The sequence below is a fragment of the Rhizobium nepotum 39/7 genome (genome assembly GCF_000949865.1).
GTDB lineage: Bacteria > Pseudomonadota > Alphaproteobacteria > Rhizobiales > Rhizobiaceae > Agrobacterium > Agrobacterium nepotum.
In genome coordinates, this window is the sequence record NZ_JWJH01000012.1 from 61,490 (window position 1) to 80,450 (window position 18,961).

13 protein-coding genes are annotated in these 18,961 nt (G+C 57.4%); 3 read left to right on the plus strand and 10 right to left on the minus strand.

Translation table 11 applies throughout. The features are described 5' to 3' along the window. Nucleotides 1-33 precede the first annotated feature (33 nt). From RS75_RS13575 to RS75_RS13600, 6 genes are all read right to left on the minus strand, one after another. Nucleotides 34-1,188, minus strand: a complete 1,155-nt coding sequence (locus tag RS75_RS13575) for an alginate lyase family protein (RefSeq protein ID WP_045021281.1) — start codon at nucleotides 1,186-1,188, stop codon at nucleotides 34-36. After that, nucleotides 1,188-5,024, minus strand: coding sequence for a right-handed parallel beta-helix repeat-containing protein (locus RS75_RS25115; protein ID WP_160297191.1), 3,837 nt, complete (start codon nucleotides 5,022-5,024; stop codon nucleotides 1,188-1,190). Before RS75_RS25115 ends, RS75_RS13575 begins: the two co-directional genes overlap by 1 nt. 181 nt (nucleotides 5,025-5,205) lie before the next feature. Then, the gene (locus RS75_RS13585; protein WP_052679691.1) at nucleotides 5,206-6,291 is read right to left on the minus strand and encodes a PilZ domain-containing protein; all 1,086 of its coding nucleotides are present in this window, start codon (nucleotides 6,289-6,291) and stop codon (nucleotides 5,206-5,208) included. An 18-nt stretch (nucleotides 6,292-6,309) separates the two neighbouring features. After that, nucleotides 6,310-7,782, minus strand: coding sequence for a glycosyltransferase (locus RS75_RS13590; protein WP_234704277.1), 1,473 nt, complete (start codon nucleotides 7,780-7,782; stop codon nucleotides 6,310-6,312). A gap of 321 nt (nucleotides 7,783-8,103) precedes the next feature. Continuing rightward, a complete protein-coding gene (locus RS75_RS13595; RefSeq protein ID WP_160297192.1) occupies nucleotides 8,104-9,129 on the minus strand; it encodes an alginate O-acetyltransferase AlgX-related protein in 1,026 nt (341 codons plus the stop codon). Between the two features lie 57 nt (nucleotides 9,130-9,186). Then, on the minus strand, nucleotides 9,187-10,587 hold the full coding sequence (locus tag RS75_RS13600; RefSeq protein ID WP_234704274.1) for an MBOAT family O-acyltransferase: 1,401 nt from the start codon (nucleotides 10,585-10,587) through the stop codon (nucleotides 9,187-9,189). A 397-nt stretch (nucleotides 10,588-10,984) separates the two neighbouring features. Here RS75_RS13600 and RS75_RS13605 point away from each other — a divergent pair, with 397 nt between their 5' ends. Continuing rightward, complete coding sequence (locus RS75_RS13605) at nucleotides 10,985-11,662, plus strand: methyltransferase family protein (RefSeq protein ID WP_045021750.1); 678 nt, start codon at nucleotides 10,985-10,987, stop codon at nucleotides 11,660-11,662. A 69-nt stretch (nucleotides 11,663-11,731) separates the two neighbouring features. Continuing rightward, nucleotides 11,732-12,673, plus strand: coding sequence for a LysR family transcriptional regulator (locus RS75_RS13610; protein ID WP_045021289.1), 942 nt, complete (start codon nucleotides 11,732-11,734; stop codon nucleotides 12,671-12,673). Here the strand turns inward: RS75_RS13610 and RS75_RS13615 are convergent. Further along, nucleotides 12,664-13,623 (minus strand): NmrA/HSCARG family protein, encoded by a 960-nt coding sequence (locus RS75_RS13615; protein WP_200893638.1) that lies wholly within the window; start codon nucleotides 13,621-13,623, stop codon nucleotides 12,664-12,666. The genes RS75_RS13610 and RS75_RS13615 overlap by 10 nt on opposite strands. A gap of 292 nt (nucleotides 13,624-13,915) precedes the next feature. Between RS75_RS13615 and RS75_RS13620 the strand changes: the two genes are divergently transcribed. Continuing rightward, entirely contained in the window at nucleotides 13,916-14,440 is a 525-nt protein-coding gene (locus RS75_RS13620; protein WP_084686892.1) for a GNAT family N-acetyltransferase, read from the plus strand. 161 nt (nucleotides 14,441-14,601) lie between these two features. Here the strand turns inward: RS75_RS13620 and RS75_RS13625 are convergent, their stop codons facing one another. From RS75_RS13625 to rbsK, 3 genes are read right to left on the minus strand one after another with little or no spacing between them, the layout of a single operon-like run. Beyond that, nucleotides 14,602-16,998, minus strand: coding sequence for an aldehyde dehydrogenase family protein (locus RS75_RS13625; protein ID WP_045021294.1), 2,397 nt, complete (start codon nucleotides 16,996-16,998; stop codon nucleotides 14,602-14,604). Between the two features lie 11 nt (nucleotides 16,999-17,009). After that, complete coding sequence (gene deoC / locus RS75_RS13630) at nucleotides 17,010-17,969, minus strand: deoxyribose-phosphate aldolase (RefSeq protein ID WP_045021296.1); 960 nt, start codon at nucleotides 17,967-17,969, stop codon at nucleotides 17,010-17,012. An 18-nt stretch (nucleotides 17,970-17,987) separates the two neighbouring features. Beyond that, nucleotides 17,988-18,926: a ribokinase gene (gene rbsK, locus RS75_RS13635; RefSeq protein WP_045021298.1), complete on the minus strand. Its 939-nt coding sequence runs from the start codon at nucleotides 18,924-18,926 to the stop codon at nucleotides 17,988-17,990. Nucleotides 18,927-18,961: the final 35 nt, after the last annotated feature.

Consider the following 18,961-nt stretch of genomic DNA (forward strand, 5'->3'; position numbering starts at 1 on the left):
TAAGAGCGAGGGTTAAAAGGTGACGCTTCATCATCACTTCCCCCAGAAACAGGTGGCATTGCCACCGACAAACTCGTCGATCAATGGCCGTTCGATCGCGGCATCCTTCTGCAACAGCGCAAGCGCGCGCTGCGTGGAGATATTCCCGGCAGGAACAGCAGCCAAAGCTTCGAGGAATGCGAGATAGTGGCGACCATTGCCACGGTTCTCGAGAAAGCCCGTATCCTGGTGAAGATAATCACGGCTTGGACCGGGAATATAATTCTCGGCCGCATAGGCATTGACGAGAACCGGATCGTTGATGCCATTCAGCCAATAACCGAAAATCGTCCAGATCGACCGTTTGACGGGATTGGCATCGCCGGATGTCTTCACATAGAGGTTCTCGCCGTGTCCGCGGGCAACCTCTGCCATCACCACCATGCTGGTCAGCGACTGCCGCATATACCAGAGCGCCCGCGCACCCCGGCGCGTTTCAAGCGGCAGTCCGCCATTGGCGCGCGCCTCATCTAGAATGGAGAGAAAGCGCGATCTGCCTTTTTCATAAAGGCCGTCATCCCCGACGATCCCGCCCCATGTCATCAGCACGCTATCCGCCAGATACCGGTGATTGTTGACGTCGACGTCACCGTTGAATGTCTGGTCGACGCGGCGAACCAGCGGATCGAGCCACGTCTGGATTTTCGACCGTTCCGCGTCCGGCAGGTCATCGCGAATGATCGAAAAAGCCGTGATGGCCGGCAAGAGTGCACGCTTCAGCGCATAATAGGCGTCGTGCCCGACCTCCGTTTTTTCGAAGGCGCCACGATCCGCCCAGCTGTTCAGAAGGGTACGCAGCATCCTGGTCGACGCGGCGTCACCGCCAAGCGAGCGCCCGGAAAGCACCATCACCGCCCAGGCGAACTGGGAACCGGCACGATCGCTGCCGTAACCGGCGGTCGGGCGAAATCCATCGACGACCTCGAGATCGAGCCATTTGCTGTCAGCCTTGATCGCAAGGCATTGTTTGCGAAGGCGTCCCGAGGTATCGGCCGCGATCGCCGCCTTGCGGGCTGCGACATCGAAAAGACCGTCATAGGCAGGCGCAGCGGTTGCGGCCGAGGTGACGCAGAACCAGACACCGAGGGCAACAACGATACCGCGTCTCTGAGGGATTTTTGTGCCAGGAATCCCGGAAAATATTGCCATCAGCTTCGGCCTCCCGTTCCATTGAAGTTCTCGTATTGAACGGAGTTTGAAACATTGGTGCAGGTGTCGGTCAGCGCATCTTCCGCAAAGATTGCGGATTGACCGTCGCCATTGAAAAACCCTGCATCGCGGAAACGGCAGGTATAGGCTTCCGGGCGTTTCGGGCGGCACACCGTCGAGGTTATCAACACGCTTTCGCGCTCGTTGAAGCGCAGCATATGGCCTTCCATCGCCCGGCCATCGCCATCGATCAGTCGGCCGACCTGATTGAGATAATCGTTGCCGGAAAGGCTGAACCCCGACGTACCGTCAACCTTGATGCCGGCGCCATTTCCATGGATGCGGTTGCCGCTGGCCGCAAATGTCGTCAGCGGCAGATAGGGATCGAACTCGAAATCGCGCAATGCGTTTGCAGGAGATGTCCGCAAGTTACTGATATAACCGTGGATCGCATCCTGAGCGTTGTTTTCCAGAACATTCTCGTGAACGCCGACATCCCAACTGTTGCGGATCTTGATGCCCGCACGCTTGTTGTCGAAGAACCGGTTGCCCACAGCCAGATTGCAGCTGCTTTCGAAGAGTGTCAGGCCATCCTGTTTGTTGTCGAAGGCGACATTGGCATAAATGAAATTGTCGACGCTGTTGCGGTCGATCATAAAGCCAGACCCGGTATTGGTGTGTGACACATTACCGACGACCCAGGAAAAATTAACCTCACGCGAGACGATGATGCCGTGTTTGGCCTTGGTGTCATAGGTGGTATTGAGGGCAATCAGAAGCCGATGAGAGCGGTCATGCGGATCGATCGCGTAGAGCACGTTGTCGCGATATTCATTGCCCACGAGGCTGACCTCGTCTGCCTCATAAGAATAGAAACCATATTCGAAATTGTGGAAGAAATTGTCGACGACGATCCCCGTCGGCGCACGCGCTTCGGTTATCTGCTGCGCCACGGTCTTGGGACCGGCAGAAAAGGCAAGGCCGAAGGACTTGGGCGCCGCATAACCCAGCGAATCCAGCACGGAGCCACCGATCATCAGCCGTGAGTTGCTCCAGCCGATGATATAGGGCCGGAAAACATGACGCTTTTCCTTGTCCGAGTAACGTGGCGTTCCGGTCGCCTCATCCCAGGATGTAACGGTCGTATCCTGGACGTAAAGCGTTCCAGCCACGGAAATGAAACTGCCGGCCGTCGCGGAAAGACGATAGGTGGCCGCTTCCTGTCCGGACAGGATCAGCGTCGCCCCTTCCGCCACCAGAACAGGGGCGCGCAGTGTCACGACATCGTTTTCGCGCGTGACCAACGGAAAACCGTCGCCAGCATCCAGTTCGCTTGCCAGACTGCCAAGAGTGTAGACGCCGCTCTGGATAACGATGATGCGCGGATAAGGAATGCCCTGCGCTTCCGCCGCGAAAGACAGCCCCGTATTGCCCGCAGCCAGATCTTCCATGAACTTGTCGCTATAGGGGCTCAGATTGGCAAGCGTAACGGCAGCATGACCGGCCTGCGGCAAGGGCACGTCCTCACGCACCGTGCCGGCACGCACGGAAATGTCAGGATAGGTGTAGGTCTCGGGAAGGCTTATCCTGCCTTCCTGCCGGGCAAGTGTCAGCCTGCCATCGCTGAAGGCAGCAGCGGGTGTTACTTCTGCCACGGCCTCAAGCTTCGGTGCCTGTTGCATGGCGCGGTAGTCGACCGGGCTCCCTTTGCCCCAACCGAGATTGCGCACATCGAGAGACCGAAAATTGGCTTCCGCGATGGAACGCGCCGTGCGGACACGCAACATGTGGTCCTTCAGCGTGGTCGCCTGAACCGATGCGAATTTGAGCATTGCCGGATTTGCCGCAGCCGCAACCAGAACTTCGGCCTTGAGCGCCTCATCCTCCCCTGCACCGGCGAATGACGCGAGATACGTCAATGCCTCACCACCGAAGCCATCCAGCGCAGCACGTTTGCCAATCATGCTGGCAGCCCGCGCCTTGATCTTTTCGTCGGCAATACGATCGATCAGTTGCCTGGCTGCGTCGGTTTTGCGCGCATCGGTCAGCACTTCGACGATCTTCAGATACCCCTTGTCGCGGTTATCTTTTTTGTCCTCACCCGCTGCAACTTTCACCGCTTCGCCGACCAGCGCATCGAAATCGCCGTTGCCCTTGCTGTCATTGGCAACCGAGGCTAGCCGCAGCAGCGCCTCTATCCGGAACTCCGTGTCCTCAATGGAAAGGGCAACCGACTTCGCATCATCCGTCTCGCCCTTTTTGGCGAGCGTGCGCGCCAGTTCGGACTGTACCCGTCCCTTGTCACGGCTATTGGCGATGATTTCGAGCGCGGTTTTGCCTGCGGCGATATCACCTTCCCGCACCTTCACGCGGGCGATACCGGCAACAGCCTTGTCGCGGTCATTGCCGCCCTGGAGAAAGGACAGCAGCTTTTCCGCGTCCTTCAGCCTGTCGGCATCCGCCAGGCTTTTGGCGAGATTGGCAATCGTGTTGCCGCCATCCTTCGCCGTGCGCAATTCCTGCACGAGCGCCAACGCGTCATCCAGTCGCTCCAGGCTGATGGCGCTCTCGGCCGCCGCCACCACCGCAACTCCCCGCTCAGGGCCGGACAGACCGGCAAGAACGGCGTTTCCGTTGGCGTAGGAAGCATCCGCCATCTTCGTCAGATCGTTTTTGGCGAACACCGTTGCCAGCGTGAAATCAAGCTCCGCGCGCAACGCGCTTTCCGGCAGGTATTCTGCCAGCTTTGCTGCATCCAGCCCACGTCCGGCCTCGATGCGCTGCTTGACGATCTTCTCGATCAGATCTTCCTGATCGCTGTTATCCGCAAGGCTGGTGGCCAGCACGGGCATCCATTCCAGCTTGCCTTCCCTGAGGGCCAGATCCGCTACGTTGCCGACTGCCTTCTTGCGCGCTTCGGAATCTTCCGGATTGATCGCCAGCGCCCACAACAATGCCGACTCCAGATCGTCTTTCTCGAGGGCACCGACGCTTTGCGCCACAATGCTGTCCGTGGGAGCGGCGCTGATTTGTTTACCATCGATCTGCTTGCCCGCAAGAATTCGCAGGGCCAGATCGTAGCGGGCATAGCCACGCATGCGTGTCGGCCACATGCGCGAAATCGCCTTGTCGGCAAGGGCGGAGGATATTTGAGGATCGATGATCGTCGCCGTCTGCGCCAGGGTGTTCAGCGCTGCGTTCTTCGCAGTCTCATCCTTGATGAGATCGACACGGCCGGCTGCCTTCTCCATCAGGCTTATGGCATTCGGCTTGTCGCCCTTGGCAACGAGAGCGGCATAACCTCCCAGGGCAGCGACCTGCAACTCCGGCAGAGAAAGAGCTTCGATCAGCTCCATTATCCGCACACGCATCTCGGTTCTCTGCTCCGGGTCCGTGATACGGCCCTTCATCTGTTCCTGCAATGCGGAGATACTGGCGGAAACCAGACTGTCGGCATCGATGCCACCGGAGGCCAGGCTGCTCAATGCAGTCTTTGCCTCGACGGAATCCGCTGCCATCCACGATTTCAGTTGTTTCATGCCAGCAAGCGCCGCATCGAGAAACGCGAGGCGCTGCCGGGCATCTGTCGCACCATCGGCCTTCAGAACATTCGCGGTAATGTCCGACATCGCGGCATCGGCTTTGCCAGACGCCGATGACTGTGTTGCCGAGGCCTGTTGGGCGAAGGCAACCGAGGAGGCAACCGGCCAGTGTCCGGCGGAAAACACGAGGCAGATCGACAACGCCGCCATGCGCAGCGATACTAGGGTGCTCGCCGTTTTCGGCGGCCACCGGCAGTTGGAACTTGATAGGTGGATGATGTCGCGTGTCATCATGCTTCCTTCGTCAGGTCTGTATCGTAAAAGCTGCTCGATCATTGCGTGCAGAGAACCGGAATGCAGACAACGGATGTCCCGTCAGAGACCAAGACGTCCCCTGCACATGAATTTCCTGCAACTGGCATGCAATATGGCTGCCGACGGGCGGGCGGAGGGAGGAGAAACCTCCCGCGACCACTTATTTCGGCAGGAGTCTGCTCGTCATATCCGCAAACCATTGGTTCAGACCGAACCATGGTCCGTTGTCGAAGCGAACGGCAGCGGGTGTACCAATTTCAGCCGACAGGGCATGTCCGCCAAGATCGATCCTGACTGCTACCCGATCACTCGTCGCGGCGGACTGTTCGCTGACCTTTGGCAGTTGAGACACCACCACATCATGCAGAACCGTGCCTTGCGGCAGGTCCACGCTGACATGCGGCGCCTTATAAAGCGCCATCAGATGTGAGCGATCCACCATGGCGACCACGTGCGGTTTGGCATCCGCATGACGCAGCCCCAACACCTGGGCTCCGACCTTGATCTGCGTATCGACAGCCGGACCGGTAGGCTCGGCGGCGCAATCGCATGATGCGACGACCGACGTGCTTTGTCCGCTTTCGGTCAGAACGGTCAAAATCCGCTCACCACTTTTTACCGGTCCAGTCACCAGATTGGTGATGATGCCGTTGGCAGGTGCAAGAACCGGAACCGTATCGACCGTGACCACCGCACTATCGGCCGCGAAGACCCAGAGACGCTGATAGAGGCTGCTTGCCAGAAACGCCGCAAGCGCGAGCGAGATGGCCAGCGTGGCGACAATACCCACGGCTTTTCGGAATTTGCCAGCGCCCGGCACCGCCTCGTCCGATTTTCGTGGCCGCAGTTTCACCTCGCCGGAAGCGCGCCTGGCGAAATCGAGAATATCGTTACCCTCGACGATCTCGCCACTGAGATATGAATCGTGAATGTAACGCAGCATACGCTGCGCGGCCGGAGACGTATCGACGAACCTGAAACCCGTACGGCTGGCTTCCGCGCTGGAATGACGCACTTCCGCTTTCACAGGCAGCAGCATATCGAAACCATCGAGTGGGATCTGCAGCTGCAAGGGCAGCACTTGTCCTTCTTCGAAGGTGACATCGCCTGTTGCGACACCCACCCCACCCAAAGACCAGTCGATCGAGGAATATCTGTGCTGATCGATCACGCATTTCAGCGGCAACTTGTAGCGCGCATGCTGGCGTTGCTCATCCGCTTCGAAACTCACGATGCTCATATTCATTTTGGGCTCCTTCGCGGGTCAGCGCATACCGAAAATCGCAGTCGTCGCCCCAAAGCCTGGGACCGACAATTGACCGACGAGCAACGATATGAGGGTTACAAACAGGGTAATCGATAAAACATGCATGTAGGTGGAGGAGGCGTTTTTCAGCGCGGCGGCTCGACCCGTGCCATTGGCGGACAGTGTTGTTTTCTGCCGCGTCCACTTCTGGCGATCGAGGTGGAAGAAAATGTATGTTTTTATGATCGAGCCGAAAACCTGATTGAAATAGATGAAGAAGGGATAGAAAATCGAAACCCGAGGCCGGGAATTGAACAGCATCAGCGTCATGATGTAGCGGGTCAGCAGAACCCAAGCGAAATAGGCCGGGAAAATGAACGGGTTGTCGAAAAGCCCGATCAGGATGACCATGACGAGGCCGGCAAGCGACGTCCACATCGAGATGCGCTGATCGAAAATCGTCCACCAGGTAAAATAACCGATATGCCAGGGACCAAGTGCCAGTGCGCGGCTGTTCGTCCGCAGCATGTTGCCGAACCAGCGCGTCATCAATTGCGCCGCTGCCTGGAAAAAGCCTGATGTCGGTGGGTCTTCAACTGTCGCGACGGTGACGTCGGGCACATACAGCATGTGATAATTGTTGCGCAGCAGCCAATACCAGCTCGACTTGTCGTCGCCGGTGAGGAACTTCAGCCTGCCAAGACGCCAGTGCTCGATATAGTCCTGTTCCACCTGCCGAATGAAATCGGAATTGGTGACGACAGAGGCGCGGAACATCGACATTCTGCCGGTCAGCGTCAAAACGCGCTTGGAAAGTCCGTTCGACGACATGAGAATATGGCGTTGCGCAAACCGCAAGGAATACCAGACGTGAAATGACGATTTTCCCCGCACCCGCGAGGTTTCATCCGTGGTCAACGCGCCAACGCGACCATCCGCGAAGAAACCGGCGCACCGATCGACGAGGTTTTCGGGCACAATGGAATCGCCATCGATAACTGCCACGACGTCATCGCTTCGCGGCTCCAGCTTGGAGACGGCCCGAAACGCGTAGGCCAGCGCATCCCGCTTGCCGCTGCCATTGATGCGCACGATCACCAGGCGGATATCCGTGTTCTCGCCGCAGATAAGCCGATGCATCGAACGGATCAGGCGCTGGTCGGACATTTCGACGATGGATGCGATGACCGTCGCCCCGCCGCGAGACGCAAGTGCTGCCCGGAACGCGGCGCGATAGACCTCGGCTGTTGTGTCGCCGTCGATGCGAAAACTGGTTACGATGAGATAGGCATGAGGCGCTTGCCCGTTTTTCGCACTCAGCTGGAGATGACGATCCGCGCGAATGCGCATTTTCGGGAAAACAACGCTACGGTAGACGTTGGACCGCACGAAATGCAGGATACCCCAGAAATACCGCCACACGGCCAGTGCGCCCAGACCGAACAAAAGACCCGTGTTTGCGCCAAAAAGCACGCCTTCCGGGACGATCACGATCAAGCTGGCGAGGCCAAGCACAAACAGCAAATGTGCTGGAAGGCTTTCACTCCAAATGACGATAGCGGATTGCTCCCCCGCCTGAGAAACCGGCACTGTCGACAATCTGTCAACAGGCAATACTTCATCAGGAAGACCGAGCACTCTCTTTTCGAGATAGTGTCCCATAGCATAATCCATCAATGAAATAAATTTACAAAACTTACGATCAAAATTCGAAGTAAATTATATGCAATGCGCTATGTATCTGTATATTATATGTTATTAATGGAATTAATCAAACTATAAATTATGATGTACGGCGTAAAATTCATATATTTATACGACATCATCCAGATAACGTACCGGTATCTCCCACAGCACGACTTTCGGTGCAGCTTGCGAGCGAAGTTTCTCCAGAAAATCCTGCATGGGCGCAAAAGGCCCCTTTCCTTCCCTGGCGTAGTTGAGGACATCCACCTCGCATGTCGTTTTCAACTGATCTTCAAACGACCAGAGCGGGTTCGCGCTATAGCTCGTCCCGACCAGCACGACCTGATCCGCCGGTCCAGCTCCGGCCTCGCCATCTGCAAATAGCGCATCGGCATGATCCGCCCTGGCCGCAGCCGATATCGGCTGAATAATGTCTAAGCCCGCGCTGGCTCCGGACAACATCCAGCCGGCATCGACAAACTTTGCGAGGTCGCCGACATGGTTGACGTCGTGCTGGGATACGCTGTCAAAAACAGTTTTCATCAACTGATCGCGACGGGGAATGGCGGCACACGCCGCCTTGGCCGCCAGACCGCTGCCTTTGACCGTCCAATGCGTATCCGATCGCAGAAAAAGTTCTTCGGGCTTTGCGGAACCGAACGTCGCGGCCACGTCTGCAGTCGCAATCCCCTTCTTGTTGAGGAAGGTCATAAATCTCTCATAGAGATCGGCATTGGTTTCCGGCAAAACGTTGCTGCCCAACTGCCCGGCCACGACTTGCGCTTTGGGCGGGATCGGTACGATTACCAGAGTAGCGCCTTTTTCTGCCAATCTGGAGCGAACATCCGCAATCGTCTGGAAAGACGTTGCAAGATTGGCCTCCGATGTCCGGCTCCACGCAAACTCCTCCGCCGTGAAAAGCCAGCCGCTCCGGCCAACGATCGCACCTTTCCTCGCTTCCCCGAAAACACCGAGAGAAACTGCATTAAAAAACTCGACGGCGAAATTGCTGAACGGCAATTCCCGCTCGTAACCCTCTTCAAGCCGACTGGCGACCTTCCCGGTCCAGATATCGGCAAGATCATCCACTTTCAGGTCCTCATCCGGTATATCGACCACATAATTGGCGGTAATCCCGGCACCAGCCAGCAAAAGAAAGAGAACCGACGCGGTTGAAAGCAAACGTGGTGAGATCATGCGCCGTACTCCCTAGAACTGAAAATAGAGGAAGGGTGAGTCATTGTCGGCCGTCAGCTTCAATATCGAAATCATGCCAAAAAAGCAGACGATGCCCGTTGCCGCCAAAGCCACGCCCGCAGTCGACGGGTGAAGCGGCATATGGATCAATCGCTCGGCCGGGAAAGTCCGGTTGAACCACGGCTCAATAAACACCACCGCCACGCCAACGGCCAGGGAAGCAAGAGCGAAGTTCTTGATCTGCCACGCAATATCCGGCTGGATATCAAATCCGTTGAGACCTGACATTCCGCGATACATGTCGACTGCGCTATGCACGTCGAGCGATCGGAACATGACCCAACCGAGCATGACCAGCAAAAGGGTGCCACCCAACGCCACGAAAGAGCGTTTATCGGACGGCTTGACCCCGAGCAGGCGCTCCAATGCCAGGAGACCGCCGTGCCAGACACCCCACAGTATGAAGGTCCAGTTCGCGCCATGCCAAAGTCCGCCCAGCACCATGGTAATGAACAGATTGAAATACGTCCTTGCGGTTCCCAGCCGGTTTCCGCCGAGCGGAATATAGAGATAGTCCCGCAGCCAGGCCGACAGGCTGAGATGCCAGCGACGCCAGAATTCCGTGATGGAACGGGAAACATAGGGACAGTCGAAGTTTTCGATAAAGCGGAATCCCATCATCATTCCCAATCCGATAGCCATGCTGGAATAGCCCGAAAAATCGAAATACAGCTGTATCGAATAAGCGATGGTTCCAAGCCAGGCCTCGGCAAATGTCGGGTCGGCTTTGGCGAATATCGCATCCGCTATAGGCGCCACGGAATCCGCAATCAGTACTTTCTTGGCCAACCCGGCAAAAAACCGAATGCCACCTTCGGCAAAAAGCTCGAGCGAATGCTGGCGATACGTGAACTGATGGGCAAGGTCCTTGTAACGCAGGACCGGACCGGCAACCAATTGCGGAAACAGAGCCTTGAATGCTGCAAAATCGAAGAAGTTCTGCGCCGGCGGCGCGTCTTCCCTATAAATATCGATAAGGTATGAGATCGCCTGAAATATATAAAACGAGATGCCGATCGGTAGCAGGATTCGCGCATGCCACGATGTGAACGGGTCACCGCCATTGAAGAGGTCGGCGAGGCTGTCCATGAAGAAATTGCAGTATTTGAAATAACCGAGCACAAGTAGAGGCCCGGAAATCGCAACAATCAGCAATCTTTTGCGTGCTTGCACCGTGCGTTCCACATAGATCAGCTTTCCGAAGATATAACTCCAGAGCGTCACGAGAAAAAGCAGGGCGAGGTAATCTATCCTCCACCACCCGTAGAACAGGTAGGAAAACAGAAGTATAACGAGTGATTTGTACCGAAAAGGAACGGAAAAATAGACACCGAGCGCAATCGGTAAAAACATAAATATGAATAAACTTGATGAAAAAACCATTTTTATCGACTTTCTTCATGAAGGTCGAACTGAATATGCTCATATAAGAATATGAATTAATGCAGGAGTCAATAACCTGTTAATAGAAAATTAAACTAGTTGATGCGCCCAATTAGCTTTCGAATCGCAATTGTGAAATCGAGATCTGAGAAGCGTGGCGACGACGACAAGCAATTCCCCTCATGACCCACATGCGAAAGAAGCGCATGCAGAGACAACGACCTATAGATTATGCAGGATAGAGTTGGACCACGATCTGCCAATTTCTATCGTATAATGCGTGGCGCCATCAGCCGCTGGAAACCTGACCGACGACAGCAATGTCCCCCTAGCGGCGGTAATTGTGCGGAAAGGCGGAATAATGGGTCTGGTTCTAAATCTCATCATTCAGACGATCGTCTGGTTCGGCTTCATGGGCGCGATCATCTTTGTTGCTGCAGGCACGACGGACTACCCCGGCGGATGGCTTTATCTTGCTGTGATGGTCACGCTCTCGGTCGTATTCGGGACAATCATGGCGCATGTTGATCCTGGCCTGCTCAGAGAGCGCCTTAAACCGCCCGTGCAGAAAGATCAGCCGCTCGCCGACAAGCTGCTTCTCGTCGCAATCCTGCTCGTGATATTGGGAGGAATGGGCTTCATGGCGGCAGATGCGGCGCGCTGGCACTGGTCAGCAATGCCATCTTCCGTGCAGTTGGCGGGCTGCGGGCTCCTTCTCGCGGCGCTTTTGTTTATTTACTGGGTCATGCGGACGAACAGCTTTGCAGCGCCGGTTGTGAAAATACAAAAGGACCGCGGCCAGGCGGTCATCACAACCGGCCCTTATGCCATCGTCCGCCATCCCATGTATTTCGGCGCCCTCTTCTACATCGCCGGGACATCGCTCGTGCTCGGTTCGTGGTGGGGACTTGCGGCGGTCCCCATCCTGGCCGTCCTGCTTGGCATCCGGATCGGCATTGAGGAGCAGGCGCTGCGCAAGGGTCTCGATGGCTATGATGACTATGCGCGTCGTGTGCGCCGGCGTTTGATTCCGTTCATCTGGTGAGACGGTGTACGGCTATGGCAAAGCGGCGACGCGCGGATTACAAAGGTCATAAGCGGGGTTTTGCCAAAAATGGATGACAGAGGCTTTTCTCTGGATCGAATGCGGACCTTCGTCCGTGTGGCTGAGCGTGGCAGTCTGTCAGCAACAGCCAGAGATCTGGGTATCGGGCAGTCGACGGTAACGCGTCATATCAATGAGCTCGAAGAGGCCGTCGGCGTTCCCCTTCTTGGGCGAACGACGCGTCGCGTCACACTCACCGAGGAGGGTAGCCGTTATTATACGAACTGCCTCCAGATTCTGCGGCTGGTGGAACAGGCAGCCGAAGAGGCAAGAGATGCCCGGCAGGTGCCCGCCGGTGCCGTTCGTCTCTCCTGCACCGCAGCACTCGGCGTCATGCACGTCACGCGGATCATCTTCGATTTTCAGGACAGACATCCGGACATCCGCATAGATCTCAATCTGACGGACGAACGAATTGACCTTGCCCGTGAAGGCGTCGACATCGCGCTACGGCTGGGGCCGATCGTCGATGGCGCGATGAAGCTTTTCTCGATCGGAGAAAGCCATCGAAAAGTCGTGGGGTCCCCTGACTATTTTTCTCGACACGGGCGGCCGGCACGCCCCGCAGAGTTCGCGCAACACAATTGCGTTGTGATGTCCAACGTCGCCGGAAGCAACCAGCTTTTTTTAACTGCTTCGGATGGGGTGCGGCTGATGGTGCCGATGAGCGGATCCCTGCTTGTCGACCACGGGCTCGCCGCGCGAACCGCCCTTGCCGCCGGTCGCGGCATCGGCCCGACGCACCTCTGGCTCGTGCAGGATCTGCTGGATGCCGGCGAACTCGAGATCGCGCTCGACGCTTACGATCTCGATCCTGTTCCCCTCAGCCTTCTCGTTGTTCCCGAAAGGGCCGGCGTCGCCCGCGTGCGGTTGCTGGCCGATTTTCTGGTTGACGAGATCAGGAAACTCCCGGGGATCACGCCGCACCGAACGCCGGGCGATCAAGCCTGAATGCCGAAAGATCGCCGATCCCCTCGCCATCCCGTCTTTTGCAGGAACTGTTCCCAGTTCAACGTCTGGGGATCGAGGCGGCGGCTCCAGTCGAGATCGCGTTCATTTGTAAAATAACCGTATTCGACGGCATATTCTACCATGCCAAGCAACTCCCTGACCAGGAGTTCGTTGCCGGCGAAATCGGGAAAACTCTGCAACAGGCCATCTCGCGTGAAGGCATTGCGGTACTCGGCCCTGATACCCGTCACCCGCTGAAACGTTTCCACCATCTCCCGCGGAGAGATCAGGTCGCCGACAATCGGAAGCGTCTTGCCATCATAGAGCGCAGGGTTGGAGAATATCTCCAGCACGACCGGACCGGTCGCCGTCAGCGGATCCACGAAAGGCGCGCGGAAATCTTCTGGAAGGTAGATGGGCAAAAGGAGCGTATCGCCATCATAGCGGGGAACGTAATATTCCAGCAGGTTCGTATAGAAGAAGGCAAGCATGATGAAGGAATGAGAAACGGGCAGCCCGCGGATGTAGTCGGCAACCTCCGCCTTGTCCGTGAAGTGCGGCGCAAATTTCGCACCGGCTGAGATTCTTTCGACATGCTCAAGTGTGCTGAACACGATATGCAGCACGCCGGCCGCAACCGCAGCGTCTGCAAGCTGCCGGCCAAGCGGCGCCTCGCTTGTATCCGGCGGCGCAATAGGCGGCGTCATCAGGAAAGCACCGGCCGCACCTTCGAAGGCAGCGACAAGCTCCTTCGTCCGACCGGGCTCGAGAGGAACCGTGACGATCTCCGCCCCCAGATCCCGGAGCGCACGGGCCGCAGGGGACTGGTCATTCCGAGTCAATGCACGAACCCGGAAACGCTGGCTTTGAAGCAGGGCTGTCGCAATGCTCCGGCCCTGCTTGCTGGTCGCTCCGACGGTTGCGATCATTGGTTTGTCATGCTGCATCACACGGTCTCCGATCCTGGTTTCTGGTCCTGCGTCCCGTCTATGCCAGAAGAGGTAACCGATCGCGTCCGGCGACACTATCCGCCGCAACCGGATTACATTATGCCGTTTTATGGATGGATCTCTTCAGCATCGGGATACCCGGTCACGGCGTTGTCGAATGACGATGTCGGCCACAAGAAGCCGTTGCCACTCCACGCTGAAAGCCATCATCGCCTTGCTGTCTTTGCCCACAGCATTATGATCCAGAACCGTCGCGGCTCTGGAACGGTTTGACGCGGGAGGTCATGTATCCATGTCGATAATTCTGAGAACTGATCGCATACATCTGCGAGAAATCCAGGATGATGACCTGGTTTCGCTGAGCAGAATCTACGCCGACGAGCAGTGCATGCAGTTTTATCCCGGCACCAGATCCGTGACTGAAACAATGGCCTGGTTTCAGAAGCTGGCTTTTGAAAGTTACCGTCTACATGGCTATGGCCTCTGGGCGGTAATCGACAATCTGTCAGGGCATGTTATCGGTGATTGCGGAATTACGCAGCAACCCACCCCGGCCGGTACAGAACCCGAAATCGGCTACCATCTGTGGCGCGACTTCTGGGGAAAAGGATTGGCGACGGAGGCTGCGAAAGCCTGTCGCAACTATGCCTTCACGACGTTAGGTATGCGCCGGGTCGTCAGCATCACCAGCCCCGAAAACATACCTTCCCAGAAGGTCGCACAAAGGGTTCACGACAGAAAAGAGGTCTATCAAAAGCGCCTCGGAAGCAGCGACGTCCTGGTGGACCGCTTCCTCTATATCAGTGAAAACCGTTGATCGCTCCGGACCAGTTGCGAGCACAAACCGGTTCAATCCCGCACGACCACGCGGCTACAGCGCATAGGTGCCGTTGCAGTAGTTGATAACACTCGAAATCTTAAGGGGGCCGCTGGCCCCCTTAAGCAATCCTGTCAGTTATCACCCCGGCACGATGCGGGTCAGGCTCCGTATGGCACCCAGATGTTCTTCACCTGGATGGCCCTGCGCAAATAGTCACGGCCCTGCGCTTCAGCACGGTTAAGCCAATCTGGCTGACGGCCATTATTAACCCAGGTGGCCTTCAGGTTGCCCGCAGAAGCCTTCTCGACCATTGCGCTTCCCTTGGTCGCGCCGAAGTACCAGACAGCTGCAACGTCATCATGCTCGGCCAGCGTCTTTGCAAGCAGATCGCTTTCGCCTGTCACAATATTGATGACGCCGCCGGGCACATCCGACGTGTCCAATACCTGGTAGAAATCACCGGCAATCAATGGATGGCGAGACGACGGGATCACCACAACGCGATTGCCCATGGCGATTGCTGGCAGTACCAGTGACACCAGCGACAGGAGCGGCATCTCATCCGGGCAAACGATCCCGACGATGCCCCATGGCTCGTTCATGGCAAGCGTGACGTGACGCGACTTGGTAGAATGTACAGCGCCGTCGAACTTGTCGGCCTGCGCGGCGTAATAGGAAATACGGCGCAGGGATGCGTCGAATTCGTCCTTCGCCTTCTTTTCGCTGACACCCGTGCTAGCGATGATGCGAGCGACGAATTCGTCCCGCCGGGCATCGAGGTTCTCTGCGAGATAATAGAGCACCTGCGCACGGTTATGGGCGGTTGCGGAACTCCAGCTGCCTGCCTTGGACGCCGCTTCCACAGCATTGCGGATGTCCTTGCGGCTGCCTATTCCGGCCATGCCAATTACGGCGTTGCCCTTGCCGGTCACCGAATAACTATAGCCACCGTCGGGGCGGGCTTGCTTGCCGCCGATATAGTTCTTCATCGTGCGATCAAGGCCATCGATCACGATCTTGCTGTCAGCGTTCGGCAGTGCAGACGGAATAAAGGCTTCAGCGGGCTTGGTGATCGGCAGGGTCTTTTCCCAGTCTGCCGCCAGATATTCGTAAAGCCCTTCACGCGCACCTTCACGGCCGAAACCGCTTTCACGGTAGCCACCAAAACCTGCACCGGCATCGAGCATGTTGGTGCAGTTGATCCAGACCACGCCTGCCTTGACGCGGGCAGCCAGATCAAGCGCGACATTGATGTTTTCCGACCAGATCGAGGCCGCGAGGCCGTAGCGGGTGTTGTTGGCCAGCGACACGGCTTCATCCGGAGTGCGGAAAGTGGTCGCCGCAGCGATCGGGCCAAAAATTTCCACCTGGCAAACCGTCGACGCCTGATCGACATCGGTGAAGAAGCCGGGAGCGACGTAGTTGCCGGTGGTCGGTAACGGGTTGGAACTCTGCCAGAGTTCACCCCCCTCTTCCACACCCTTGCGGACCAGATCGGTGATGCGTTTCACCTGGGTGGCGGAAACAATGGCGCCAACATCGGTCGACTTGTCAAGCGGATCGCCGACCCGCAGGGTTTCCAGCCGCTTTTTCAGCCGTGCATAGAACTTCTCGGCAATGCCTTCCTGCACCAGCAGGCGGGAACCGGCGCAGCAGACTTCACCCTGGTTGAACCAGATCGCGTCAACAACACCTTCGACCGCCGCATCAAGATCGGCATCCTCAAAAACGATGAATGGCGACTTACCGCCCAGTTCCAGCGACAGCTTCTTGCCCGAACCGGCAATCTGCTCCCGAATAACGCGGCCGACCTTGGTCGAGCCGGTGAAGGCGACCTTGTCGACGCCGTCATGGCCGCAGATCGCAGCGCCTGTCGAACCATCGCCCTGCACGATGTTGACGACACCGGCAGGAAGGCCGACCTCGTGGCAGATTTCCGCGAAGGCAACAGCCGTAAGCGGCGTCAGGTCGGCGGGCTTCAGCACCACGGTATTGCCGGCAGCAAGTGCTGGTGCAATCTTCCAGGCCAGCATCAGCAGAGGGAAATTCCAGGGGATCACCTGACCGCAAACGCCGACAGGCGAGAAACCGCGGAACTCGTCTTCCACCATTTCGGCCCATCCGGCGTGATGGTAAAAATGGCGGGCGACGAGTGGAATGTCGATATCGCGGGTTTCCCGAACCGGCTTGCCGTTGTCCATCGTTTCCAGAACAGACAGGAAGCGCTCGCGCTTCTGTATATGGCGGGCAATGGCATAGAGGTAGCGGGCGCGTTCGTGACCCGACAGCTTCGACCATTTTCCGAAGGCCGCGCGGGCGGCCTTGACCGCCTGATCGACGTCTTCCTCATTGCCGCAGATGATCTTGGCCAGGTTAACCCCGTTGGCGGGGTTTGATACGGCAATCGTTTTGCGGCCTTCCGGAGAAACGAACCGGCCGTTGATATAATGGCCGAACGAGCGATCGTGCGTGTCGAGCCACTGCTTCACATCGCCATTGGCCTCGGGAGAAGGTCCATATTCCATGGTTTCCAAAATGTCCTTGATGGATCGCATTTTTTCGGTCCTTACGCGGCAGCGTGATGATGGGCGCTGGAATAGCGGCCGGTTACGAAATGTTCGAGCTGCCGCTCGATATCGCCGAGCATCGAGCTGGCGCCGATGCGGAAAAGGTCCGGCTCCAGCCAGCGATTGCCCAGCTCTTCCTTCATCAGCGTCAGCCAGGACAGCGCATCCTTCGCTGTCTTCAACCCGCCTGCGGGCTTGAAGCCGACCATCTGGCCGGTCAGTTCGCCGTAATCGCGCAGCGCACGCACCATTGTCAGGCTGACCGGCAGGGTGGCGTTGACCTCCTCTTTGCCGGTCGAGGTCTTGATGAAGTCCGAGCCCGCCTGCATCGCCACCATTGAGGCGCGATAGACATTGGTAAGCGTGTTGAGATCACCCGTCGCAAGGATAGCCTTCATATGGGCGTCGCCGCAGGCTTCACGCATCGCAGCGATCTCATCATAAAGTGCCGTCCAGTTCTGCGTCAGAACGAACTCCCGGGTTATGACGATATCGATCTCTTTGGCGCCCTGCTCGACGGCGTAGCGGATTTCGGCCAGTCGCTGCGGCAGCGGCGTCAGGCCGGAAGGAAAGCCCGTTGCCACGGATGCGACCGGAATGGTTGTGCCTTCCAGCGCCTTGACGGCATGGGACACCATGGTCGGATAGACGCAGACCGCACCGGTTGTGATGCCGGCGTCAGCAAGGCCGAGTGCCTCAAGAATGTCGTCCCGAACCGGACGTCGCGCTTTTGCACACAGGCGGCGCACACGACCGGCCGTATCGTCGCCGGACAGCGTTGTCAGATCGATGCAGGTAATAGCCTTGATCTGCCAGGCAACCTGATATTCCTTCTTGACCGAACGCCGGGCGGTGATTGTTGCTGCACGCCGTTCGGAGGCACTGCGATTGACCGATACATCTTCAAACCATTCCGGCTTGAGAGCGGTGCCGTTGTTTCTGGGGAATGCTTCGCTCATTTTCTGTCCATTCTTGGGTCAGGCTGCGGCATTGGCATGTTCGCGGCAAAATGCCTCGAACTCTTCGATGCTGGCATAGGCCTTCTGTGTTCCGGGACGGGTGATGGAATGCGCCGCGTAAAGCGATGCCTTCTTCAGTGAGGATACGACGTCACCCGTTTCGGCATAAAAGCGGGCGAAGGAGCCGATAAAGGCGTCGCCAGCGCCGGTGGTGTCTTTGGGCGTTACCTTGACGGGCTCGATATTGACGATTTCATTTGAAGTAATCATCCGCGCGCCACGTCCGCCCAGCGTCACGATGACGGTACGGATACCGCGTGCGATCAGCGAACGGGCCGCAGTTACGATTGCTTCGTCGGTCTCGGTCGGCAATCCGGACAGCAATGCCAGCTCGCTCTCGTTCGGAACGAGGAACGTTACCTGGCGGATACGCTCCGGATCGAGATTGGCAGCGGCGGGCGCAGGATTGAGGATCGTCTCGATACCGTTTTTGGCCGCAAGTTCAATGGTGTGATAGACGGTCTCAACCGGCACTTCCATCTGCATGAGGATCAGACCGCACTGCTTCAGATCGGCCGCCGCCTTATCGACTTCTGCTGGTAAAAGATCGGCATTGGCGCCCTTGACGATGAGGATCGAATTCTCGCCGGACTGCTCGACGAAAATCGGCGCGACGCCACTCGACTTGCCGGCAACCTTCACCACGTGACGCGTATCCACGCCGAAGCTCTCGAGATTGCGAATGGTATTGTCGGCGAAGACATCGTCACCGACCCGGGTGACCATCATGACCTCTGCGCCGAGGCGCGCCGCAGCGACCGCCTGATTGGCGCCCTTGCCGCCGCAACCCATTTCGAAGGCGGGAGCCTCGAGCGTCTCGCCCGGTCCGGGCATACGGTCCACATAGGTGATGAGGTCGACCATGTTGGAGCCTACAACCCCGATTTTCTTGCTCATGCTGACATTCCCTGGATATCCTGTTTCAAAGGGCG